At 73.4% G+C, this 24,767-nt stretch carries 13 protein-coding genes; 7 read left to right on the top strand and 6 right to left on the bottom strand.

Annotation, left to right across the window (positions count from 1 at the left end; all coding sequences use genetic code 11):
- The first annotated feature begins 97 nt into the window (after window positions 1-97).
- The 6 genes from ACFY3L_RS37900 to ACFY3L_RS37925 all read left to right on the top strand — a co-directional run bounded on the left by ACFY3L_RS37900 (window position 98) and on the right by ACFY3L_RS37925 (window position 12,033).
- A complete protein-coding gene (locus ACFY3L_RS37900; RefSeq protein ID WP_389335676.1) occupies window positions 98-1,762 on the top strand; it encodes a hypothetical protein in 1,665 nt (554 codons plus the stop codon).
- Entirely contained in the window at window positions 1,759-2,814 is a 1,056-nt protein-coding gene (locus ACFY3L_RS37905; protein ID WP_389335679.1) for an AAA family ATPase, read from the top strand. Before ACFY3L_RS37900 ends, ACFY3L_RS37905 begins: the two co-directional genes overlap by 4 nt.
- On the top strand, window positions 2,811-7,832 hold the full coding sequence (locus ACFY3L_RS37910; RefSeq protein WP_389335682.1) for an SAV_2336 N-terminal domain-related protein: 5,022 nt from the start codon (window positions 2,811-2,813) through the stop codon (window positions 7,830-7,832). The genes ACFY3L_RS37905 and ACFY3L_RS37910 overlap by 4 nt, the downstream gene beginning before the upstream one ends.
- Window positions 7,829-8,884 carry a hypothetical protein gene (locus ACFY3L_RS37915; RefSeq protein WP_389335685.1) on the top strand — a complete coding sequence of 352 codons (1,056 nt, stop codon included), beginning with the start codon at window positions 7,829-7,831 and terminating at the stop codon, window positions 8,882-8,884. The genes ACFY3L_RS37910 and ACFY3L_RS37915 overlap by 4 nt, the downstream gene beginning before the upstream one ends.
- Complete coding sequence (locus ACFY3L_RS37920) at window positions 8,881-10,338, top strand: hypothetical protein (RefSeq protein WP_389335688.1); 1,458 nt, start codon at window positions 8,881-8,883, stop codon at window positions 10,336-10,338. The genes ACFY3L_RS37915 and ACFY3L_RS37920 overlap by 4 nt, the downstream gene beginning before the upstream one ends.
- 213 nt (window positions 10,339-10,551) lie before the next feature.
- The gene (locus ACFY3L_RS37925; RefSeq protein WP_389336012.1) at window positions 10,552-12,033 is read left to right on the top strand and encodes a DUF4407 domain-containing protein; all 1,482 of its coding nucleotides are present in this window, start codon (window positions 10,552-10,554) and stop codon (window positions 12,031-12,033) included.
- 1 nt (window position 12,034) lies between these two features.
- Here ACFY3L_RS37925 and ACFY3L_RS37930 read toward each other — a convergent pair whose 3' ends face one another.
- The 6 genes from ACFY3L_RS37930 to ACFY3L_RS37955 are packed head-to-tail and all read right to left on the bottom strand — an operon-like array spanning window position 12,035 to window position 23,129.
- Window positions 12,035-15,478, bottom strand: a complete 3,444-nt coding sequence (locus tag ACFY3L_RS37930; RefSeq protein WP_389335691.1) for a hypothetical protein — start codon at window positions 15,476-15,478, stop codon at window positions 12,035-12,037.
- Window positions 15,475-17,286 carry a hypothetical protein gene (locus ACFY3L_RS37935; protein ID WP_389335694.1) on the bottom strand — a complete coding sequence of 604 codons (1,812 nt, stop codon included), beginning with the start codon at window positions 17,284-17,286 and terminating at the stop codon, window positions 15,475-15,477. Before ACFY3L_RS37935 ends, ACFY3L_RS37930 begins: the two co-directional genes overlap by 4 nt.
- A complete protein-coding gene (locus tag ACFY3L_RS37940) occupies window positions 17,283-17,573 on the bottom strand; it encodes a hypothetical protein (protein ID WP_389335697.1) in 291 nt (96 codons plus the stop codon). The genes ACFY3L_RS37935 and ACFY3L_RS37940 overlap by 4 nt, the downstream gene beginning before the upstream one ends.
- An 8-nt stretch (window positions 17,574-17,581) precedes the next feature.
- Window positions 17,582-18,991 (bottom strand): hypothetical protein, encoded by a 1,410-nt coding sequence (locus ACFY3L_RS37945; protein WP_389335700.1) that lies wholly within the window; start codon window positions 18,989-18,991, stop codon window positions 17,582-17,584.
- Between the two features lie 5 nt (window positions 18,992-18,996).
- Window positions 18,997-19,713 carry a hypothetical protein gene (locus ACFY3L_RS37950; protein WP_389335703.1) on the bottom strand — a complete coding sequence of 239 codons (717 nt, stop codon included), beginning with the start codon at window positions 19,711-19,713 and terminating at the stop codon, window positions 18,997-18,999.
- Between the two features lie 5 nt (window positions 19,714-19,718).
- Complete coding sequence (locus tag ACFY3L_RS37955; RefSeq protein WP_389335706.1) at window positions 19,719-23,129, bottom strand: FtsW/RodA/SpoVE family cell cycle protein; 3,411 nt, start codon at window positions 23,127-23,129, stop codon at window positions 19,719-19,721.
- Between the two features lie 375 nt (window positions 23,130-23,504).
- On the opposite strand from ACFY3L_RS37955, the gene ACFY3L_RS37960 reads away from it, so the two are divergent.
- Entirely contained in the window at window positions 23,505-24,764 is a 1,260-nt protein-coding gene (locus ACFY3L_RS37960; RefSeq protein ID WP_389335709.1) for a P-loop NTPase fold protein, read from the top strand.
- Window positions 24,765-24,767: the final 3 nt, after the last annotated feature.

The raw sequence follows: 24,767 nt of genomic DNA on the forward strand, positions 1-24,767 counted from the left end.
ACTGACGGACAGGTGCCGTTCGGTGTACCGCGCGCATACGGGCAGCAACAACTAAGCCCGGTGTCGCCATGAATTGGAAGCAACGAAAGCACGTTCTGTGCACCCACCCGAACACGCCGTTATATCCATTTGGACGATTGAGCGGCAGCGGGACGTCCACGTACCTCTTAGAGGCCGATGCAATGTTCCGCCGCCGACCACACCTGGGGCGGCCACCATCGCGCAGAGGAGCGAACCCATTCCCACGCCAAGCGACGACGTCCCGGCGCACCCCGCGCGGCTCACGGTCGACGACGTCCAGACGGTCGCCGAGGCGTGGGAGCGTGAGAGCACCGCGACGCTCGAGACGACCGTCACGTGGCTGCGCGAGCGGCACATCCGGATCGAGGAGCCGCCGGCAGACGCCGCACAGCGCCGGCAGATCACCGCGGTCATCGAGGCCTGCAACGACCCCGACGGCTTCGGCACGCTGGTGGACCTGGACACGGAACTGGAGCGGCTCGGGCTCGGCGCCACCCGGAAGCTGCTGCGGGATCGCCTGCTGGGCAGGCCGTACAGCCCGCTCGAACTGTTCGAACCGGTCAAGGCGCACCTGCCGACACTGCGATCGCGCCTCCACGCGATCGCCGCGGTGAAGACGGGCGCCGAGCAGCTGTCGAACGCGGTCGATCGCGTGTGGCCTCGCGACGGCGAATACCACGTCCCCAGGGCCGTCCCGAGCGTCTGGATCGCCCTCGAGTGGCTGGCCTCGGAGTTCTGGGACCGCACCACGCAGGTGCTGTCCCTGCTGGCGAAGGCGACCGGGCTGCCGGGCAACGGCGAGCTGGCCAAGCTGGCCGCGGAGCACTTCCCCTGCGAGGTCCCGCCGCCACCGCCGCGATTACAGACGGTCCGCACCCATCTGGTGGTCCGGATCACCCGGGTGAACTCCGGGCAGCCCGGGACGAAGTACGACGTGCACATCCGGCTGATCGAGCAGCGCCACGACCCCGACGCGAAACGACGGCTGCTGGAGACGGTGACGACCAGGGGCCCCCGCACCACTGCCGCCGCGACGCTCGAGACGACGACGATCAGCATGATCGAAGAAGTGCGGCCGGCGCTGACGCCACGGCTGGCATGGGGCGCGAAGGATGCCAGCCTCCGGCGGGTCGACTTCCTGCTCGACACGGACCTGCTCTCGCTGGACGTGGACGAGTGGAAGGTCGACCTCGGCTCGGACGAGCCGCAGGCGATCGGCGTCAACGCTCCCGTCGTGGTGCGACCGCTGCAGCGGCTGCAGACACCGGGGGGTATGGACATCCAGGCCTGGGCCCGGCGCAGCAAGGAGATGACGGCGACGGGCGAGGCTCGCTGGGCGGTCGCGCCCGGGGCCGCGACACGGGACGACGAGATCCCGTACGCGGGCGATCACGACGAGGTCCGCCCCGCGATCGAGACGTTCACCGACAGTGTGGTGTGCCTCGGGCTGGATGCCGGGAAGGCCGGCGGAACCCATCCTGCGGCATTCCTGGACTGCGGGATCGCAGCGGGAATCCCGATCCTGGTGTGGCCCCGCGACGGGCAGCTCGCGCTGTTCCGCGAGCAGGTGAAGCGGCCTCCCGACCCGAACGACTGGCGCTACCTGCCGACGCAGTTGTACAAGCTCCGGCGGTCCAGTCCGGTCAAGATCAGCATGCTGTGGGACGACTGGACGGAGAACTGGGAAGAGCTCCGTCCCGGCCGCTTCGGCACCCATCCGAGCGAACAGGGCGTGACATGACGGACGACACCCGATCGGAACCCTGGTGGATCTATCCCCCCAAGGCTGAACAGTCCGCGAAGAAGCTCCCGGATCCGCCGCCCTGGCGGGACTTCGCCGGCCAGGCGCCCGAAGCGATGCCCGAGCCCGAACCCGAGCCCGACGACATCGCCAAGCGGCGCACCGGTGCGCACCAGTGGACCGGGGCGTCCGGCTTCCGGCCCGACGACCTCGACCTCATCAACGCGGCGCTGCTGCTGCGCCGGCCGCTGCTGGTCAGCGGCCCCGCCGGCATCGGCAAGTCGACGCTGGCCTATTCGATCGCGGCCGAGCTGAACCTCGGGCGGGTGCTGAACTGGACCATCACCAGCCGCTCGACGCTGCAGCACGGCCTGTACCACTACGACGCGATCGGCCGGCTGCAGGAGGTGAACCTCGGCAAGGGCGGCGCCGGCGCTGCCGCCGACATCGGCCGCTACATCCGGCTCGGCCCGCTCGGCACCGCGCTGCTGCCGTGGGAGCAGCCCCGGGTGCTGCTCGTCGACGAGATCGACAAGTGCGACGTCGACCTGCCCAACGACCTGCTCAGCGCGTTCGAGGACGGCGAGTACTACATCCCCGAACTGGCCAGGCTCGCCGCCGACCCGGGCGGGCCGGGCGCGGCGCACGCCAGCGTCATCAAGGTGCTGCCCATGCACGGCAATGAGCGGGTGGCGATCGAGAACGGCCACGTGCGCGCCCGCGCCTTCCCGTTCGTCATCATGACCAGCAACGGCGAGCGCGAGTTCCCCATCCCCTTCCTGCGCCGCTGCATCCGCCTCGACCTCCAGCACGCGGACGAGGTGTGGGTGCGGCGCGTCGTCGCCCGCCAGCTGGGCTCCGAGACCGTCGGCGAGGGCAACGAGCTGATCCGGGCCTTCCTCGACAAGGTCAACGACCGGGACCAGATCGCCGTCAACCAGTTGATGAACGCCCTGCACCTGGTGCACTCGACCCGCGACAACCCGGGCAGCGCGGAGAAGGTCGCCCACAAGCTGATGAGCGCGCTCGACAAGCCGACGCAGCGGCCGTGAACATCGGCGACCCGGAGCCGGACACGTCGCCGACCGACCTGATCGACGCGATCTGGCTCGCCTCCGCGGGCTACTCCCACCGTCCGCAGCCACCTGGAGACACCCCGGCGGACGCCGGCTCCCGGCCGGCCCTGGCGTCCGTGACGCGGACGCCTTCCGCCGCGCGGCCGCCCGTGGAGTCCCACCCCGGCCTGCGGGTGCCGCACGGCAGGCCGGCCCCCGACACGGCCGAGCCCCGGGTGTACCCCGTCCCGCCCGCACCCCTCGCCCGGGACGCGACCCGCGCCGCGGACGTGAGCCTGCTCCCCCCGCACCTGGTGCCACCGGAGTCGAGGGACCCCCGCACCGAGATCGAGCTGCCGCGCCCCCGGGCCCTGAAGGACGCGTACCGCATCGCCCGTGCCCTGCGGCCGCTGCGCGGGTTCGGCGGGCCGGACGCGGATCTGGTGCTGGACGAGGAGGCGACCGCCGCCCGCTCGGCCGAGGCGAAGACCGTGCTGCCGCAGTTCCGCCAGCAGGGCCGGCGCACCGCGCGGCTGACGATCCTCGTCTGCGACGGCCCGACGATGCGCTGGTGGCGCTCCGGGGTCGACGAGCTGATCGAGGCACTGCCGCTGTCCGGCGCGTTCCGCTCGGTGCGGGTGTGGCGCCTGGGCGAGGACTCGCCGGTCCGCCTGCGCCCGTGGAACGGCGACCGGGCCCAGGACCGCGACCTCGCCACCATCGTCGACCACACCGGCCGCCAGGTCACCCTGCTCATCACCGACGGGCAGGGCCCGGCCCGGCGGGCCGCGGAGATCCGCGAGATGCTCACGGGCCTGGCCGCGCTCGGACCGACCGCCGTGCTGCAGGTGCTGCCGACCCACCTGTGGCACCTGACCTGGATGCGCCAGACGTCGGCGACGGTGTCGGTGGTCCGCGGGCTCGCGACCGTCGCCGCCGAGCCGGGCCGCCGCACACCGGTCGTGCCGATCCTGCGGCTGGAGCCGGGCTGGCTGGCCTCGTGGGCCCGGCTCACCGGCGGCACCGAGGCCCACGGTGTCGCCCTGACCGTGCTCGGTCCGCCGGGTCCCCGGGAGCCGGACAGCGACCTCGCCGCGCCGGGCGGCGAGCCCGGATGGGTCCAGGACGTCGACGACGCCGCACAGCAGGTCCAGCGGTTCCGTGCCGTCGCGTCGCTCACCGCGTACCGGCTGGCCTGCCACCTCGCCGTCGCGCCGTTGACGCTGCCGGTGATGCAGCTGGTGCAGGCGTACGCCGTGCCGGAGTCCGGACCGGACCACCTGGCCGAGGTCGGCGTGTCCGGGTTGCTGGTGCGGCAGGACGAACCGCGCGACGACGAGGACCCCGCCGGTGTCGTGTACGAATTCGCCGCGGGCGTGCGCCGCGAGCTGCTCGGGAGCATGCCCCGCAGCCAGATCGACGCGGTGGTGCGGATCCTCGGCAAGCTGCCCCGCTCGGCGACCGACCCGCTCGGCGGGCGCCTGAACCTGCCCGCGATCGCCGACGAGCTCGCGTCCGGCGACGGGGAGGCCATCGACCCACGCAGGCTCCCGTGGGCCAGGGTCGCCACGACGGTGCTGCGCGCGCTGGGCGGGTCGAACCGCGCGGTCGCCGAGCAGATCGAACGGAACATCGCCGAGGCCGGCGGCCACCGCCCGTCCGGTCCCACCGGGACGGGCGGTGGCCGGCAGGACCTGCCGGTGCACCTCGGAGCCTTCCTGCGGGTCCTGCGGGCGGTCGCCGACCCGTGGTCGCAGCCGGGCGGCGCCGGCAGCCACGGGCGGCTCCGCGGGCCGCTCGACGAGATCGCCCCGCTGGCGGCGTGGCTCGCCGCGCCCACGGTCGAGGACCGGCTGCGGGTGCTGGCCGGTCCGGCCGGCAGCGGGAAGTCGACCGTCGTCGCGGCGGCCCTGGCCGCGGTCCACCCGCTCCTGCGCGACGAGCCGCTGCCCGGTCCGCTGCGCGCGCAGCTGCCGGTGCACGAGCCGGCGCAGACCAGGATCCTGGCGGTGGACGCCGCGTTCCTCAGCTGCGACGAGGTGCGGGCCGCGCTGGCCGGCCAGGCCGGCGCCGCGGGCGAGGACCTGCCGGTGGTGCTCGACCGGTTCGGGTCGGCGTGCACCGTCGTGCTCGACGGGGCGGCCCTGGCCACCGACCCGCGTGGCCTGCTCGAGCTCGTCGTCGCGCCGATCCTGCGCAACATGGCGTGCCGGGTGCTGCTCGTCACGACGCCCACCGCGGCGCTCGACGACTTCCTCGACACGGTGCGGGAGGCCCGCGGCACCGTCCCGGTCCGGCTGCCCGCCGCGGACCGGGAGCTGCTGCGTGAGCGGCTGCTCGACGTCCTCGCCACGCACCCGGAGTTCGGCCGGGCCGGGCTGCAGGACGCGCGGCGGGCACTGGCGGCGGCGGGCGCCGAACACCTCGACGGCCTGGCCGCGGCCACCGGCATCGGCGGGCTGCTCGCGGCGGGCGTGATCGCGGCGGACGCGGCGGCACAGGGCGGCACGGAGCCCGTGTCGCAGGCACGGGTCGCGCAGCTCGCCGCCGGGCATCTGCCGCTGCTGTTCGAGACGCAACCGGTCCTGCAGGGGCGGCCGGATCTGCGGCTGGTGTTCGTCGTGGCGGCGTTCGCGCGCGGTGGCGGCATGCCGCTGGCTGTGCTGCGGATGTGCGCGCGACGGATCCGTCCCGGTGGCGCGGCCGGACCGGACGACGAGCCACCCCTGGACGACGTCCAGCACGCGCTCAAGGCACTGCGGTACTTCCTCGGCGTCGAACAGCGGGCGGACGCCGAGTACTACTCCCCCGCGCACCCGACCCTGACGCGGCATCTGCGGTCCCGGCCGTACGGGCAGGCGGAGCTCGCCCACCAGCGCGCGGTGCTCGACATCGAACGCGCGATCGCCGACACGCTGCTGGCCGCCGCCCGCGCCGCCGAGGTCCAGGCGGAGGTCGCCGCGTACCTGGCCGAGAACCTCGCCGGCCACGCGTTCGCGGCCGGGCTCTTCGACGAGTTCCTCATGGACCTGCCGCTGGTGGCCGCGGCCGACCCGGACCACCTGCGGCCGCTGCTGGGACTGGCCCGGGACCCCGGCGCGCGGAGGGTGGCCAACGTCTATTCCGCCGCCGGCGTCGCCGCGCACACCGGCGACGAACGGCTCGACCAGCTGGTGTACGCGATCGTACGGGCGGGACTGGACGCACCGCCGTTGCCGGCACCGGCCCCGGACAGCTGGCGGGCCGTGTGGGCCGCACCGGCGATGCTGCCGCTGCGGCCGGTCGGGCCGCGGATCGAGACCGAGCGGATCCGCTCCCTGGCGGGGGTGCTGCACGACGACACGCTCCGCGTCGTCTGCGCCGGGCCGAGCGGCTCCGTGCGGATCTACGACGCCGACACCGGCCAGGCACTGCGCACCCTCGCGACCAGCGGGCCGGGCCGCAGCGTCACGTGGACGGCCTCGGCCGAAGGGCCGCTGCTGGTGCAGATCGAGCGCGCGACCGTCCACGTCGCCGACCGTGAGCTGCGCGCCGGACCGGACAACCTGCGCTGCGTCGCCGGCGGTGCCAACGGGCTCGTCGTGACGGGCGACAAGTCCGGCCGGGTCGCGCTCTGGAACGCGCCGGCGGGGCAGCTGCTGTGGCGGGTCGAGCACTCGCCCGGCAGCTGGGTGACCGCCGTCGCCCTGGTCGACGAGCCGGGTGGTGACCCGTGGGTGGTCGCGGCGAGCGACGACGGCCGGATCCGGCTCTTCGACGCCACCGGCACGGCCGCCGCCGGACCCGCCCAGCTGGACGGGGGCGTCGTGGCGCTCGCCGCCGCGATCGGTGACGACACCGTGGTCGTCGCCGCGGCCTCCGCCCGGGGCGGACCCGCCTGGCTGTGGCGGCACGGCCTCGACGAGCCGTCGAACCGGCTGGCGGGCGGCGACGTGACGTCGGTGGCGTTCATCGCGGACGGGTCCCACGTGGTGACCGGCGCCGCCGACGGTCTCGTGTGCCTGTGGTTCGCCCGGACGGCCGCCCTCGTCAGGGAGGAGGCCCAGCACACCGCGGCGGTGCGGGCACTCTCGACCGGCTCCGGCCCGGGGCGCCACTGGCTGCTGACGGGTGACGACAGGGGCATCGTGCAACAGTGGCGTCTGCGGCCGTGGGACGCCGACGCGTCCGTCGCGCTCGCCGCGGTGCCCGGCCCGAACCCGTGGATCCTGGTGGCCGGGGTCGACGAGGACCCCGAGCACATCGAGCTGGCCGACGGGCGCGTGACGACCGTGCTCCGCGGCGACGCGCCGGTCGTCGCGGCCGCCGCCGGCTCGGCCGTCCTGGTGACGGCGACCGCCGCGGGAACGGTGACGGTGTGGGATCCCGCGACCGTGACCCCCCGGCGGACGGTGCCGGTCCCGGGTCCTCCGACGTGCCTCGCGTGCGCCGGCACGACGACCCGGGCGATGATCGTGACGGGCCACGACGACGGGACGGTGCGGGTGGTCGCTCCCGACGGCCGGCAGCGGACCCTCACCGTGGGCCGGGGGCCGATCGAAGCCGTCGTCATCACCGCCTCCGGCGCGATCGTCGCGTGCTCGGGGCAGACCTGCGCCGTCGTCGACCCGGACCCCGGCCAGCCGGTGCGCACGGCCGAGCTGTCGCTGCTGCGCTCGGTGACCGCCGCCGCCGTCTCGCCGGCCGACCCGGACGGCGAGGTCTTCCTCTGCGCGGACGACGGGACCGTGTACCGGCTCGGGCTCGACGCGCTCACGCTCACCGGCGAGCTGACCGGGTCGGCCGGCATCCGGCAGCTGGCCGCGCTGGACACGGTCGTCGCCGGCATCGAGACCGGTACCGACGAGACCGGCGAGGGTGCGCTGCTGCACGCCTGGCACCCGCCGTCCGGCCGGCCGCTGGCGCGGTTCCGGCTGCCCGGCGACATCCGCGCGATCGCCGCGGCCGGCGACGACCTGGTGGTCTGGCACGGCCGGGAGCTGACCCGGCTGCGCTGGGTGGCCGCGAATCCATGAACGCTGAGGAGGAGCCGACGCTCATGCAACGGCGCGGGATCGTCACCGGAGTCGCCTGCGCGGGGACCGCGCTGGTCGCCGTGGTGCTGTACGCGGTCAACCAGCGACACCCCTTGGGCGTGCTCGGCACCGCGCTGCTGGTCGCGCTCGCGGCCACGGCCGCCGGTGGGCTGCTCGGGTTCCTGTTCGGCATCCCACGGGTACGCGCGGGCGACCCCGACGAGCAGGCCCCGGACGCACGCCCGCGGTACGACGCCAACACCAACCTGGAGCAGGTCTCCGACTGGCTCACGAAGATCCTCATCGGGGTCGGCCTGGTCGAGTTCACCGCGTTGCTGCGGTCCGGCGGGCGCCTGGTGGCCACGATCGGCCCCGCGGTCGGCGACGGCGCGCCGGGCCGCGTCATCGCCGGCGCGATGCTCGTCTTCTTCACCGCGACCGGGTTCGTGCTCGGCTGGCTGCTCACCCGGGTGCTGCTCGCACCGGCGCTGTCCCGGGCCGACGGCCGTGCCCTCGCCGCGTTCGTCGCCGCCGAGCGGGCCGAGGAGGCCGGTGACCGGGCGTCCGCCGAGACGCTGCGAGCCGAGGGGGTACGCCTGGTGCGGCAGGCCACCGCGGCCGCCGGGCGGTACGAGCAGGTGCGCCGCCGACCGGCCGACCCCGACCGGACCGCCGCGATGGAGGTCCTCGTCGCCGAGGCCAAGGCCGGCGCGGCCGCCGGCGCCTGGCTGCCGCAGCAGGTCCGCGACCTGTACCACGAGGGCCGCGACGGCGGCCGCGTGTTCGCGCTCGCCCTCATGGAGGGCGACCCCGCCCTGATCGACGTCGCCTGCGCCCTCGACGCCGTCGGCGACTCGCGATCGGCGTTCGAGCAGTACCACGCCCTGCTGGTGACCGAGAGCGCGGTGCCGGCGATGACCCCCGACGAGCGAGAGGCCACCCTACGCGTGATCGACGCACAGACCGGGCCCCAGGGCCGAATCCGTGAAGGCACCGGAAGGCGGCGGGTCGCCGAACGGATCCGCGCGGCCGTCACGGAGCCGGCCCGATGAGCCTCGACCTGCGCCTCCTGGTCGGCAGCGACGCCAACCGCGATCACCTCGAGACCGCCCTCAGGATCGAGCAACGCCGTCTGGTGCTGCGGACGATGCTCACCGAGGGCCGCACCGCGGCGAAGGTGGGGTACGCGATGCTGCACTCGGTCCCGGGCACCGCGCCGTACTCCAAGTCCTGCGTGGTGAAGTACCTACCGCCGGGACGAGACTCCGAGACGGAGGTCGCGCGGCACCGCGCCGCGGTCGAGGTCGAGGAGCGCTTCAGGCCGCGGCTGAGCCGGTTGCTCGACGGGCGCGCGCCGATCGTCCTCGCCGATCGCGGGATCCTCATGTTCTACGCCGATGCGGGGAACCGGACCGCCCTGAGCCTGCTCGGCAGCGACGGCCTCATCGAGCTGTGCCGGGCCGTGGCGGGCGGCGTCCTGGACACGTGGAATCCCGGGATCGGCTTCGACCCGGAATCCGTCTCCAGTCTGCTCCTGCGCATGCTCAACGGTCGCCTGAACCCCGGCCGCCCCCTGCACACCTGGTTGGCGGGGCGTCCCGAGCTCAGCGCCGGCAACCAGTGGACGACGGTCGCCGGCGGTGCGCGGATGATCAACCCGCACGCGCTGGCGACCGGAGGGTTCGACCCGCTCGACGTCTCCACCCTGACCGGCCGGACCCACGGCGACCTCCACCTGAGCAACATCGTCCTGCACCGGCAGTGGAGCGAGCACGCCACGGACAACTATCAGCTCATCGACCTCGGCGGGTTCGAGCCCGAGGCGCCGATCGCCCGCGACCCGGCCCATCTGGTGCTGTCCGTCGTCGCCCACCACCTCCCGGACCTCGGCGACGGCGCCCGCATCGCGCTGGCCGAGGCGCTCGTCGACCCCGCCGGACGCACCCGCCTGCCGGCCGAGATCCGTGCGGTGGCGCGGGTGATGTCCGAGGCCGGGCACGACCGGGCGGACCGCGACGGGCGTGCGGACGACTGGCAGCAGCAGTGGCTGCTGGGCTACGTCGCCGGCGGGCTCACGTTCGCGGGCCGCGACATGCCGGGGGACGGTGCGCGGCAGTGGTACTTCGAGCTCGCCGCGCACGCCGCGACCGCGTTCCTCAAGCTGGTCGGCAAGCTGCCCCTGGAGCCGCCGAAGCGGATCCCGCAACCGCGGGACGGCACCGCGGACCCGACCACGGTGGTGTCGCGGTCGCTGTCCGAGACCCTCGGGACCTCCGAGCGCGGCACGTGGAACCGGCTGTTCAACGCGCTCGGGCCGGCGTCGCTGCCGGGCGACGGCGTGGACAAGCACGTGCCGGTGGCACCCGCGGAGGTCGAGGCGTTCGTCGCCTGGTGCGCCGAGCAGGACCGGTGGCAGCGGCTCATCGAGGAGCTCGCGAAGATGCGGTACGGCGCGGAGCCGCTCAACCGGCTGCAGGCCGCGATCGTCGCCGCATTCGGCCGGTGACCGCCGGACGGACGCCATACGCATTCCATCTGATCGCGGTCAATCACCGTATTCACCCGATCGGTGGAATGAGTGCCAATTTCGGCACGCCACAAGTCCATGCCGGAAGGTCAATCGGATGATTTCTGCGCTTGTCGCCGGCCGCTACCCTGTGTCCGAGCACCAATGCAATTCCGCCTCCCACGTCTGGGATCAAGGAGTCCGGCAGTGAGCATGCGTGATCGGAATGTCGGGACGACCGGACGGATTCCCCAGCAACGCGCGGTGCCGCGGCGTGGGCTGCTCCTCTGGCTGTCGGGAGCCGACGTCGACACCCTCAGCCACACCCCGCGGGAGACCCGGAAGTTCATCGGTCTCGGCGGCATCGTCCTGACCACGGCGACCCTGGCCGCGATCTCGGCCACCTTCGCGCTGACGCTCGGCGCGCGGGCGCCGATCTGGGCCGCCGTCCCGGCCGGCCTCCTGTGGGGTCTCGCCATCATGAACCTGGACCGCTGGCTGGTCACCGCGACGCAGCGGCGGCCGCAGTGGTACCAGAACCTGCTCACCGCCCTCCCGCGCGTCGTCATGGCCCTCATCATCGGCGCGGTCATCTCGACCCCGCTGGTGCTGTGGCTGTTCCAGCGTGAGATCGACGCCCAGCTCAACGTCATCCACCAGCGCCGCCTCGACCAGCACCAGCAGGCCCTGCTCAACGATGCGCGGTTCAAGAGCATCCCGCAGCTGCAGGCCTCGATCGCGCAGAACCAGGCCATCGCCAACGGCACCGCGACCGGCGCGAGCGAGGACCCGCGGGTCAAGGAGCTGCAGGCGCAGTACGACGATCTCAACACCAAGTTCCAGGCCGCGCAGGCGTCGGCGACCTGCGAGTTCGACGGCACCTGCGGGACGAAGACGCGCGGCGGCGGCGAGGCGTACCGGCAGAAGCAGGCGGTGGCCGACGAGCTGCGCCGCCAGCGCGACGCGGTGGGCAGGGACCTCGACCAGGCCCGCAACGAGGCGAAGACCAAGCAGGCGCAGAGCGCCAGTGCCGAGCAGGCGACCGCGGCCGAGCAGGTGAAACGCGACCAGGCCGAGCTCGACCGCCTGGAGGCGCTGAAGAAGGCGGAGGAGGACCAGTTCAAAGCCGACACGGCGAACGACAAAGGACTCCTCGCCCAGTTGGGCGCACTGAGCGAGCTGACCGACAAGAACTCCACCTTGCGGCTCGCCTATCTCATGCTGCTGCTATTCATCACCACCATCGAAGTGCTTCCGGTCCTGGTGAAGTTCCTGATGAATCTGGCCCCCGCCACCGCATATGACAAGATCCTCGAAAAGGCGGAGGCCACCGATTTCGCCACCGCCGAGTCGCGTCTTTCCCACCGGCAGGAGCGGCTGGAATTCGAGGAGCAGGCGAGGGCCGACCGCGAGAAGGAGCTCATCCGCGAGCGGATCAGCCGGGTCCGCAGCATCGACGACGACTACGGCATGACCGGTCACGTCTCCACCAAGCCCGCCGAGACGCCCACCACCCGGCTCATGACCTGGCTGCTGCGCCGCAACGCGCCGACCCAGCCGGTCGGCTACACCCCGTGGCCGGACGAGGAGCCGTTCGCCGGCACGACCCGGATCAACCCGCCCCCGGCGACGACGGCGAGGATCGACGACGATGACGAGGACCGGATGACCGAGCGCTGGAGCTTCGAGCGGTGACTCACGCGTAGTAGATGACGACCCGGACCTCGCCCGTTCCCGGGATCCGAGGTCCGGTCCTGATCGGTACGCTGTTCAGCCGCACGACCTCCTTCCTCAAGGCCCGGCTCACCTCGCTCGCGACGTTTTCGGCGACGGAGTCCTTCTGCGCGACGCCGTGGACCGTCACCCTCACGATCTGGCGGTCGCCCAGCTGGTCGAGCTCGGCCCGGACCGCCGCGACGACGTCCTCGTTCTGTGCACGGTTCTGCCACGGCACCTGCACCTCGACCGAGTTCGACGGCTCCGGCTGCGTCGCCGACGGCTGCGTCGCCGACGGCAGCGGCTCCGTGGTCGCGGCGGGCGGCGGACTGCCGGTCGTGCTGTCGGTCGTGCTGGCGATCACCGCGCTGGGGCGAGCCGACGGGACGGCCTGCCCCGGCTCGGCGGAGGAGCCGAGCGCGTCGTGCTCGATGGCGTACCAGAGCGCCATCACGCACATGACGGCACCGAAGGTCACCGCCGCCCAGCCCCAGCCCCGCAGGGTCGACCGCCTGCGCCGCTCGTAGACGGTCCCGGCCGCCTCGCCGTCGACCGCGGGGGCGGCGACCGCGGGGGCGGCGTTCTGGTCGCCCGGCGGCACGGCATTGAAGCGTTGGCGGACCGCGGCGGCGCCGCGGACCGGGTGCCGGACCCATCCGCCGACGACCGAGGCGCGGCCGCGAACGGGCGGCGCCGCGCAGAACAACGGCCGGTCCGTCTTCCCGATCCGCTCGTCGATGGAGTGCGCCTGGCTCAACGCGTAGAGCTGGTCATCGGCGATCGGCTGCCCCTTCGCGGCGTCGGAGAGAAGGCGGCCGCCCGTCACGAGGACGGCTCGGACGAACCCCGGGCCGGGCTCCTCGACGGGCATCTGCTCCTGATCGCCCATCACCACCTCGACGAGCCAGCGGCGGCGCTCCGGCTCCTTGCCGATGCGCCGGAGCAACTGCCGGACGAAGGTGTGGAACTGCTCCAGGTCCATGTCGAGCGCGTAGGCGGCACGGAGCAGGACCGCGGCGTGGGGCCCGCTCAGCTTTCCGGCGGCGGCGCGGCCCGCCCGGCGGCCGACGTACTCCTCGTGGATCACCCGCCGCAGCACGTCGACCGGCGCCACGAGACGGCGCAGCGCCGCCAGCGCCTGCTTGGAGACCGGAAACTGGCCGAGGGCACCGGCCACCGCGTCCGGGAAGAGGTGCATGGCGTCGGCCGGTTTGAGTCCGAGCTTGCGCAGCCAGGGCTCCGCCGTCGCCAGGCTCGTCTGGTCGTGCAGCACCGCACCCGGACGGGTCAGCGCCTCGATCAGCGCCACCCAGACCCCGACGGCCGGCCCGTGGTCGCGCAGGATGGCGCACAGCCGCGCGCTGCCCTCGGGTTTGGGCATCGCGGCGGTCGGCACACCGAGCACGTTGCGGGCGGGCCGGGCCCGCTGCGCCTCGATCAGACCGGCGACCACCTCGGGCGCGGCATCCGGGCTGAACCCCCACCGCAGGAGGTAGTCCAGGGCCTGGTCCGGCCAGGTCCCGGCCCACTGCCGCACGAGGCCCGCGTTGTCGCGCACCAGCGCCCGCACGCCGGTGCCGCGCAGCAGGGCCGGCACATCCTCGACCCGGATCGGGCGCAGCCCGGGGACGTTGGCCACGAGCTCGTTCAGGAAGTCCATCAACTTCGATGCCCGGGTGGCCGACAACACGGTGCGGACCGCCGCCGGAGCGGGGACCTCCGGCGCACCGGCGGCGTTCTCCGCGGCGACCGCGAGCACGTCGAAGGCGGCGAGCTGCATCTCGTCGAGTCCGGCGCGGACGTCGTCCGCCCGGGCACCGACGGGGACCCGGGCCACCTTCGCCTCGACCCGCGCGAACTTCGGCACCCGCAGTTTCGGCGGCACCGGGCCGGCCACGAACCGGTCACCGGCCCGGAACAGGCACGTCGACCACGTCCACTGCTCGGCGACCCGGGACGGCAGCACGGCGAGCGCCTGATCGATCAGCACGGCGTTGGCCGAAGGGCTGCCGGGCAGCAGGATCTGCCGCTGCTCCTTGGCGATCTTGGCCAGCACCTCCGCCAGCTCCGCGGCGCCTCCGGCGACGGCTTCCGTTTCGGCCGGCCGGCTCCAGGCCTGTTCCGCTCCGGCGCGCCAGACGTCGAACGGATGCCGCCTGATGTCGGCGAACCCGAACCGGCAGCCGCCCGCCTGACCGAACTGGGCGTTGCGGTCCTCCCCGGGGCCGACGGCGCGGATGCCGCGGCCCACCTCGATGAAGCACCACTGCTCGAGGTTGCCGTCGAGCCGGACCCGGCGCAGGCTCCAGAGCGGGTGCGACAACGTCTGAGCGTAGCCTTCCGGGACCTCCACCTCCTCGCGGAGGAACTCGGTCGCCTGCCGGTACATCCGCGGCACGGACTCCTCGACCAGGTTGAATCCGTCGCCGCTGTCGCGCCACGTCACCCAGGTCAGCGGGGCGCGGCCGGACTCCACCGGACGCGGCCGCGCCACGACCGGGACCGCACCGGCGCCTGCCCCCACCGGCGCCGGCGCGGTGCGGTGGCCGCCCAGCAGTTCGGTCTCGCGTTCCTCGAGGCGCGGGCCGTCGCCGGCCGGCGCGACAGGGCCGGGCACGGCGACGCCGGCGGGCAGGGCGGCGGCGAGTCGCCGATCGGCGAGAAAGTCGGGCAGCAGCTCGGCGGTCGAGGCGCGCACCGCGTCGGCCACGCCGGCGGGCACCTCGCCGGCGTCCACGGCAGCGGCAAGCAGTCGCAACGCCCGCCACGCGGTGTCGCCGAGCGCCGGCGCCTGCCGCGGCGCCGGGACCGCGGCCGCCCACACCGCGTCGTCCCCGGCCGGGTCCGGCTGCCAGCCCCGCGGCGGCGGTCCCGCGACGAACGGGCGCCTGGGCGCGAAGAGGCAGGTGGACCAGACCCAGTCGACGGCGACCTTCCGCGGCACGACCGCGAGCAGCCTGCCGATGAGGTGCGCGTTCTGCGCCGGGGATCCCGGCAGCCGCAGGTACTCCTCATGGCCCGCGATCCCGGCCAGGATCTGGACGGTGGCCTCAGGATTCCACGCCTCCGCCGCATCGAGGTGCGCCGGTCCGACGACCTCCGTCCAGACGTCGGCCGGGTGCCGGTTGATGCTCGCGAGATGGAACCGGCATCCACCCGCCCCGAAGTGGCCGCCCCGGCCCTGCTCGATGAAGCACCAGTAGTTCTTCCGCTGGTACTTGACGTGCGCGAGGCTCCACAACGGCGTGCCGGCGGTGTCCTCCACCTGCGGCGGGAGCACCTCGACCAGGCCCATGCCGATGACCCGTTCCTGCACGACGGTCCAGTGCTCGCGCACGGTCTCGTCGTCGCCCGTGGTGGCCAGCACGAAGCCGCCGTCGTACTCGTGGTAGTCGAGGACCGCCACGAACCCCGCGGCGGTCATGCCCGGGCCTTCCGCAGCGACGCGAGGAGCAGCTGGGTGAGCGCGGCGGACGGCTCCTCCATCTGCGGGAACCGCTCGGCGGGTTCGAGCGGCTCGAGACGGTGGATCTCCGCCGGACCGGAGACGACCTTCCGGGCGACGGGCACGGTGCCCAGCGGCGAGCACAGGAACAGCCGGATGCGCTGCCAGTCGTTGAGCAGCACCGCCGCGATCGCGGCGTCGTGCCCGAGCCCGTAGGCGACGCCGCAGCCGAGCGCCGACATCACGACGTCCCGGATCAGCATCACCTCGCTGGATCCCCTGACGGTGGACTGGTCGAGGTGATCACCGATCGACACGACCTCGATCCGGCGGCTGGACACCGACATCGAGCCGCCGTTGGCCTGGATGTCGACGACGTCCTCGCCGCCCTCGTGCACCAGCCCCCAGAACGCCTGATGATCCGAGTAGTGCTTGAGCAGGCCGCGGGACACCTGCAGGATCCGCTCCTCCGCCACCCGCTGCTGTGCGGACCTCGCGCCGTAGAGGTAGTCCATCAGCCGCTCCGAGGGCGGGTCGAGCCGCTGACCGCCCGACACCCACCGGCGGCTGAGCCAGGCCAGGTAGGCCGCGACGCCGCGCAGCACGCTGCCCTGGTGGCCGATGTCCTCCAGCTGCTTGCCCTTGCGCAGCGCCGCGTGGATGACGTCGCACTTCGTGACGGCGATCAGCAGCTCCAACGCCCGGCCCTCGTCGACGGCGTAGTCGTTGTCGACGAGGGTCAGCGTGTTGCCGATCTCCCGCTGGGTGCGCTCCCGCAGGGCCCGGACCGCGGACGCCCCCTTCTCGACGGTGGTGCCGGGGCGCAGGCTGCCGTCCAGGACGCTGTCGTACTCGTTGCCCGGGCCCAGGCTGTCCCGCGTCAAGGGGTCCAGCGCGGACGCGGCGACCACCGGGTCGATCACCCAGATGAGCGCGTCGTAGGCCCGCAGCTTGTTGCGCTCGCTCGCGTTGCGCTGCCCGGCCTGGAACAGCTCACCCGGCAGGTCGGCGATGCCGGTCCAGGTCAGGATCCGGTCGCTGCTGGTGCGCACGATCAACGGCTGGCGCAGTCCGAGGCCCCACTGCGACGCCCGGCTCTGCCCGTCGGTCACCGTCATCCGCACCATCTCCCGGATCGCGTCCAGCGCGTCGTCGATCAGGCGCTCCAGGATGCGGGCCGGGCGGGTGTCCTGGCCGATGGTGGGGCTCATGAAGGTGTTGTCCGCGACGGTCCTTCCGTACTCGTCGGCGCGCTCGGACAGCGGGACCTGCTCCAGGGGATTGAGCCGGTGCCGCTGGACCCGTCCGCCCTCCAGGCGGGGGAAGAGGTTGCCGGGGTTGATCAGCTGCTGGCTCACCATCCGGATCAGCAGGTACGTCTTCCCGCTCGCCGGTGCCCCGACGGCCGCGACCATGTTCCACCGGTCGACACGCTGGCGGTCGTCGGTCAGCCGCCGCATCCGGGCGTGCCCGGGTTCGGCCTGCGGGAAGATGTGGCCGTCGCCGCACAGCAGGTAGACGAACTCCACCTCGCTCTCGACGAAGGCCGGCACCCGGGAGACCGCCGCCGGGAAGTTCACGGCGGCGTCGGCGACCACGACGACCCTCCAGGCGTGGTTGCCCGAGGCGTCCTCCCGGCCGATCTCCAGCCGGAAGCACGGCGGCCGGTCGAAGCGCCGGGTCGCGGGGTTCCACTCGACGGCCGACCCCAGGTTCGCGCCGCAGATCGGGCAGGTGCCGCCGAACTGCTCCTGCAGGTCCGCCGGCGGGCGTCCCGGCCGCTTCACCGCGCCACCAGCACGATCAGGAACAGCACGAGACCGAGCCCGAAGCCGGCGACGACGCCGACCACCGACCCCCAGCGCCGGCCGGCGGCGGCCGCTGCCTGCAGGTAGCCGGCGAGATACGGCTCGACCATCTCGCGGGTGGCCCGGGGCGCGTCACCGCCGGCGCTCATCCACTCCGCGAGCTGCCACTCGATCCGGCTGAACTGCGTCGCGGGGCCGCACGCCGAGGTCACCCGCCGGTCCAGCCGCCAGCGTTGCGCGTCGATCAGCCGCTGTTGTGTCGCCATGGCCACCCCTACCCGAACACCGAGTACAACAAGATGAAGATCACGAGCGCGACGGCCGCCGCCGAACCGATCACCCGCACGAAGGCCGCCCGCATCGCCACCTCGTTGGCGGTGCGCTCGATGGCCCCGTAGCCCCGTCCGCGCATCAGCTCCGGGCGGGTGGACGGCACGGCGAGCGTCGCCTTCCGGATGCTCTCCAGGTCCGCGGTGAACGCGGCCGGGTCCGCCGTCGGGAAGAGCTTGGGCCGCTCCTCCTCGACCACGCAGGCGCCCTCGGCCTGCAGCACCCGCCTGATCCAGGCCGCCGACGACCAGCTGTCGAGCTCGATCTCGGGGCCGAAGGGCTCGGCGAGGGTCTGGATCAGCGGCTTCCACCGGCGGCCCGGGCGGTCGGGCCAGTGCACCTCGAGCGCGGCGACGACCAGTCTGCGGTCGTCGGCCGTACGCCGGTCGCCGCCGGACGGGTGGCCGGTGAGCTGCTCCGGCGCGCGCAGCAGCACCCGGTCCACCCAGCCCTTGCCGGCCAGCGCCGTCAGGACCACCACCGCGAAACCGAACCGGTCGTGCGCGCGCAGGATCGCGGCGTCCACACCCAGGTGCCGCAGCTGCGGGTTCTCGAACCAGTCGGTGATGGCCTTGTAGTGGTACGGCTTGGTCGGCCGCAGCGAACGCGGCGGCGGGTGGACCGGGGTCACCGAGTCGGTGTCGATCAGGACGTAGCCGGAGACGTGATGGGTGTTGTACCGGCAGACGTTCGCGGGCTTGATGTCGCAGTGCACGGTGTCCTGCCGGTGCAGCGCGTCGAGACCGGCCGCCATGCCGACGAAGTCCTGCAGGTGCTCGGTGGCCGGCCAGCCCTGATGCTCCTCCCAGACCAGGTCGTCCATGAACGGCGACACCGCCAGCAGGTAGCGTTCCGGGGCCGGCGGCGAGTCGGTGAGCCACGACGGCAGCGCCGTCATGATCCGTGAGGCCATCGCCGCGGGCGACGCGGCCAGCTCCGTCTGCACCGGGCCGACGATCTCCTGGCCGCCGTCGCACCGCACGATGTGCACGGGCACCACCGACCACGGCGGATCCACGGGATGGGCGCGGTCGGTGCTGAGCGCGGAGTTCGCGCTGCGGATGTAGCCGGCCTGCTGTCCGAGGTACCGGCGCAGCGCCTCGGCCTCACCGAAGGAACGGCAGCGGTAGACCTTGACGAACCACTTCTCCCAGCCGTCGCCGAGCCGGTTCTCCGCGGTGGTGTAGCGGACCTCGGCGGTCAGCGGCTCACGGTGCGGGTTGCGCCCGCCGGTGAGCGGGACGTCGAAGTCGACCCTGCGCCAGGTCCCGGCCGGTGGCGGGGCCACCTCCAGCTCGGCACGCCAGCCGGGGGCGTTGAGGTGCACGACGAGCTGCCGCTCTCCGGTTGTCACCACGATCACCACTCCCGCTCTTTGAGGAGGTAGTTCAGGACGCTCTCGCGCTGGCCCGAGGCGAAGACGATGCTGCCGCTCGGCCCGACCCGCAGCTGCTGCCCGGGGGTCAGCCACTGCCCGTCGACCCGCACGGAGTAGTCCGGCCGGGCCGGTGTCCGGCGCACCTCGACCAGGCCCTGCCAGTAGCGCAGGTCGAGCAGCGCGCCGCGGGGCACGGCGTTCAGGTAGTCGGGCAGCGGAATCTCGTACCGGTAGTCCTCGGCCGCCGGGCCGCGCCGGATCGGCAGCCAGTCGGCGGTCGACGCGAGATGGAACACGTATTGATGGTCACGCTGGTACGCAAGTGTCAGCACGAGCACCGGCTGCGCCGGCTCCGCCGGATGCGACGGCGAGGGGGGCGGCGCCGGCTCACCGCGCAGCCGGCCCTGCACCGACACCTTGTGCCACGGCGCCGGCAGCTGCTCGTCGACGGCGAACAGCACCTGACTGAGCCGGGCGCCGGGCAGCTCCGCGTCGAGCACGCGCATCGCGTACGGCCGCAGCGTGTTGCGCAGGTTCGCCACGGAGCGGGCCGACACCACGGTGATCGTCACCTCGAGCCGGCCCATGTCGGCGCGCCCGCCCGTGTGCTGGATCGAGCAGTACTCCAGCAGCCGCTCCCGGAACTCGTCGACCACGCTGGTCTCGAAGTCGGGCTCCGGCGGGAGATGCGAGCGCACTGCGGCTACCTTCCGATCGTGCGGCTGATGGCGTCGAGCACGAGCTGTGCCCTCCGGGCGCCGCCGTCGTCGCGGCACTCCACGACCGTGGCGAACGCGACCGGGCGGCCCTGCGCGGTGCGCAGGAAGCCGGCGAGCCAGGTGTACCGGTCGGCGAACGGGCGGGGTTGCGGGCCGCTCCCGGCCGGCACCTCGTACGTCCCGGTCGCCAGCCAGACCTCCCGCTCACCGTCGTCCGCGCGCATGACCCCGTGCAGCGCGGCGGCCAGGTCGGTGGCGGCGCCGGCCGGGAGGGCGCGGTCGGGGCGCCCGGCCGGGACGGTCTCGGCGAGGCCGGACGCGGGCCGGGCCAGCGCGCCGACGAGGCTCGGCTGCACGGTGACGCCCCCATTGGCGATCGACGCCATCATGGTCGCCACGCCCAGCGGGGTCCCGACCACGCCGGTGCTGCCCACGGTGAGCCCGGGGGCGGCGCTGTACGGGGCGTCCGGCGGGACGCACGTGCCCGCGCCGCCGGTGAGCGGATGGACGAGCCAGGCCGGCGTCGCCGAGCAGTCGCCGAGCGCGATGCCGAAGCGCTGTGCCTGCGCCGCGATCCGGGACCAGCCCACGTCCTGCGCGACGGCCCCGAGCGCGGCGGCGCACGCCGTGGCGAGGGCGTGCGCGAGGCTGAGCCGGCCGTCGACGGCGCCCGGGCAGCCGGCGGCCGGCACCTCGTCCCCGGCCGTCTTCCCGGGCTGGCCGAGGTATGCGGCGGCGACGAGCACCATCGTGATCTCCCCCAGGTTGTGCCGGCCGCCGAGGGCCCGGTTGACCTGTGGATCGGGCAGCGTCACATTCGGGTCGCCGCCCACGTAGCGACGCAGCTCCGCCTCGCCGGTGTGGTCCAGGCCGGGCGCGGGCCGCTGGATCGACCAGGTCCAGCAGCTGCCGGGCGGAGCCGCGGGCGGGCCCGGGACGCAGCCGCGGTGGGCCTGCTCGTAGTCGACGACCGCGGCGCGTTCGGCCACCGGGTCCCGGATGACGACGGGCCGGGCCGGCTCGGCGGGGGTGGTGACGGCCGCCAGCACCCGTCCGTCCTGCGCGTCGATGACGACCGCCCCACCGACCAGCGGCGGCTCGCCGCCGGGACCGCCCGACCGCATCGCCACGGCGGTGGCGTGCTGCAGCCGCGGGTCGAGGTTGAGGCTGAGCCATCCGTCCGCCGAGTTCCGGGCGCCCGGCGGAACGAGCCGTCCGGCAAGGCCGGTGCCGGCGGTGCCGTCGAGCACGGCGCCGAACGGGTCGCCGGTCAGCTCCAGCACGCCCGCACCCGACCCGAGCCGCAGCAGGCCGGCCAGGTCGGCGAGGACGAGGCCGCCGAGGCCGGGGTCGTCCAGCACGGACCAGGTCCCGGCTGGTCGCTGCTGCAGCAGGCCGGGACGGTCGCCGAAACGGATCTCGATCTGGGTGCGCTGATGCGCGAGACGGTCGGTCGAGCAGTCCCTGGGTTCGGGACGGGGCGAGAGCATCGACTCCGGCTGAGGCTGCCGGGCCGGGCACAGCGGGCGGCCGGTGGCGTACACCGCCGGGTGCCAGCCGCCGCCGAGCGGCGCCGCGTACGGAACGGTCGTGACGACGCAGACGACGGCGAGGCACATCGCCGAGGGCACCAGCAGACCGAGCCGCCCCGCGGACGGTGACCGCACCGGCTCCGGTGTCCACGTGCCGCCGGAGGTGCCGGGCAGCGCCCGGCCCGCCGCCAGGACCGCGAGCAGTCCGATCAGGATCGCCAGGTTCGCCTGGCCGCCCCGGGACAGCAGCGGTGCGGGCACACCGGAGTGCGGCAGGACGTTGACGCCGGCCGCGAACACGAACAGGAACTGCCCGGCGATCATGGCACCGAGCCCGGCCGCGAACAGCTCCACGGGCGTCGGTCCGGCACCGAGGGGGATGACGGGGCGGCGGGCCGCCCTGGTCAGCCCGAGACCGAGCAGCATGGTGAGCGCGGCGGCGAGCAGCACCGAGACCGCGCCGAGCTTGTGCCAGATCACGACCAGGACGAAGTCGGTCGACGCGGCCGGCACGAACGACGAGGTGGTGTCGGCCAGGCCGCGGCCCAGCAGCCCGCCGTCGGCGACCGCCGACAGCGCGCGGGCCACCTGCGACCGGCCGCTCTCGGCGTCGGCGGCGGCGGCCCGCTGGCACCCCTGCCAGCCGTCCGGGACCGCCGGCGCGGCGTCGACGCGCACGCAGCCGGAGTCCCAGCGGTACTGCCACGGGTCGGCCCAGATGGTGGTCCGCTCCCCCGCGTAGTTGGTGAAGAACACCGCCACCAGCAGCGTGACGATCAGCAGGATCGCGCCGAAGCCGAGGAACGGCCGGTAGGCGCGCAGCGACTTGCGCAGCCGCCGGAGGGTCCTGCCGAACAGCCCGCCGACGCCGGCGTTCGGCTTGCCGAGCATGGTGAACCGGGTCGCCGCCCAGGTCACGCCGACGGTCGCGGCGAGCACCGACACGACCGTGCCGAAGTCGTGTCGCAGGCCGCTGAGGATCGCGACCAGGCAGAAGGCGCCGAGGGGGTACAGCGCGTACCGGCGGGACTTCAGCGGCCTGCCGAACCGGCCCCGGTTGATGTCGAACCAGTGGCCGGCGGGCGCGACGAGCAGCGCCACCAGGGCGAGGAACACGAGCTTGCCGAACTCGGGCGTGGCCACCCACCCGAAGGTCAGCGCCGCGCCGCCGGTGCCGCCCCCGGCGAAGGGCAGCAGCGGAGCGCCGAACAGCACGACCACGGCGACGAGCAGCACGATCTGGGCGCGGCGCAGGTGACCGGGGTCGGGCCCGTCGGACCGGATGCCGTCCCGGATCGCGATCGACCAGGCGGCCCGGCCGGCCCCGCGCAGCCGGCTGCCGGCGGCCCGGCGCACCACGAACGCCAGCGCGGCCACCACGGCCACGCCGAACAGCGGTAGGCCGAGCGCCCGCAGTCCGTTGAGCAAGGGGCCCGCGCGCAACGCGGCCGTGAACGAGTCCGCCGGGTCCGGTTTGACGACGAGCCGGATCGCCATCAGGGCACCGAGCTCGGTGAGCACGGCGGCCGCGGTCACGGTGGCCAGCACCGCCGCGACGACCGCCCGGTCCTGTCCGGTGAGGCGGCCCGCGCGGGCCGGTCCGGCGAAGCGGGAGCGGGCCGCCATCCCGAGGCCGAGCACCGCCGCGGTCGCGGCGAGGACCCACCAGCCGTAGCGGGTGTCGGCGATCCAGAACCCGGTCGCGAGGAGCCCGATCGGGACACCGAAGGTCGCCGCCGGGCCCGGCATCGGCCACCTGCCGCCGCGGAACCCGAAGCTGAGCGCGGTCGTGATCAGCACCGCCCAGCCCAGCCCGGCCATGACCAACAATGTGCTGGCCACCTCGGGGAGCCGGTCGATCATTTGCGCTGTACCTCCGCCGGTCACACTTCGGGCAAAACGACAGTCCATTGACCGGGACAAACCAAATGCGAATGACGATCGTCCGCTGAACCTACCGGCCCCGTTCCTGGACGTAATCACCCGGACGGATGATCGGACGGCCCTGCCGGACAGCAAATTCGACGTTCTCCGGTTGTATCAGCCGAACGGTAGGGCACCACCCGCCGGTCGTCCGTCAGGCATCACTGTCATCCGTTCACCGACCGGGCGTCCGGAAACTGACCGAATAGGCGAACGTCCGCGTGCCGTGGCATTCACTACGGTGGAACCGTCGGCGACCCGGCGCGTGACCGCGCATTCGCCGCCGAGGCACACCTCCGAAGGAGATAGATGTCTGTGACCGGACTTGCGGTGCTCTCCGATTCGCCGGCCAGCCGCCTCGGCGACGAGCTCAAGTTCCGGCGGTATGTCGATCCGATCGTTTCGGCGATGACCGCGCCGGCGACGCAGACCCCGTTCACCATCGGGGTGTTCGGCGCGTGGGGAAGCGGCAAGTCGAGCCTCCTGGGCATGGTCGAGGAGCGGCTCGCGGACAGCCACCCGGGCGGCTTCGTCTGCGTCCGGTTCAACCCGTGGGTGCACCGGCGCGAACCCAACCTGCTCATCCCCCTGCTGCACGCCCTGCGCGACCAGCTCAACCAGGACCCGAAGCACCGGTTCGTCGAGAGCGTCAAGCGGCTCGGTGTCATTCTTGCGAACCTCGCAATAGACGAGACGTTGAAACATCTGACCGGCAACGTGGTCAATCTGGAAAAAATCGACCAATTGGCCCGCCGGTACGCGGATGCCCGCGGGGTGGTCGAGAGTCAGACCAGGAACCTCCGCGCGATGCTGCAGGCAGAGGCCGACAGAATCAATGAGCAGAATGCCCGGCTGGTGTTCTTCGTCGACGATCTGGACCGCTGCGAACCCGACCACATCATCGACCTGCTTGAGTCCGTCAAGCTGTTCCTCGATCTCCGGAACGTGTTTGTCGTGCTGGCGATCGCCAAGGAGGTCGTCGACCGCGGCGTCGCGGTGAAGTACCGCCCGTTCGGCTTCGCCGACGACTTCCAGTCGGTCATCGGCGACGAATATCTCGACAAGATGGTGCAACTGCCCCTGTATCTGCTGCCGCTCGGCGCGGACGAGGTCGGGCAGTTCATGCGGGTGCTGCGGCCGGCGCCGTACGCGATCGCCCAGGTCCCGCTGCTGCAGCAGATCGTCGTGCCGAACCCCCGCAAGATCAAACGCGTGCTGAACCTGCTCGCGGTGACCGGCGCCATCGTCGAGGCGACCTCCGGGCTGCGCGACCTGCGCGCCGACCACATCGCCCGGCTCGTCGTGCTGCGCATCCAGAGCCCCGACCTGTACGCCGACGTCGTCAGGCAGCCCGCGCTGCTGCGGGCGCTGGAGCTGGCGTACCAGCGGTCGTTGAAGCCGGACCTCGGCGAGAGCGAGTTCGTGAGCCGGTTCGGCGACACCGGGCGGGCCGTCGCGGCGCTGTTCGCCCGGCACTACCAGCGCCAGGACTACCTCGCCGCGCTGTTCGCGGCGTCCACCTTCGACTCGGTCGCCGACGACCTGCCGGCATACCTGACCCTGATCGGAGGCTGATCG

The sequence above is a fragment of the Dactylosporangium sp. NPDC000521 genome (assembly GCF_042898305.1).
Taxonomy (GTDB): domain Bacteria; phylum Actinomycetota; class Actinomycetes; order Mycobacteriales; family Micromonosporaceae; genus Dactylosporangium.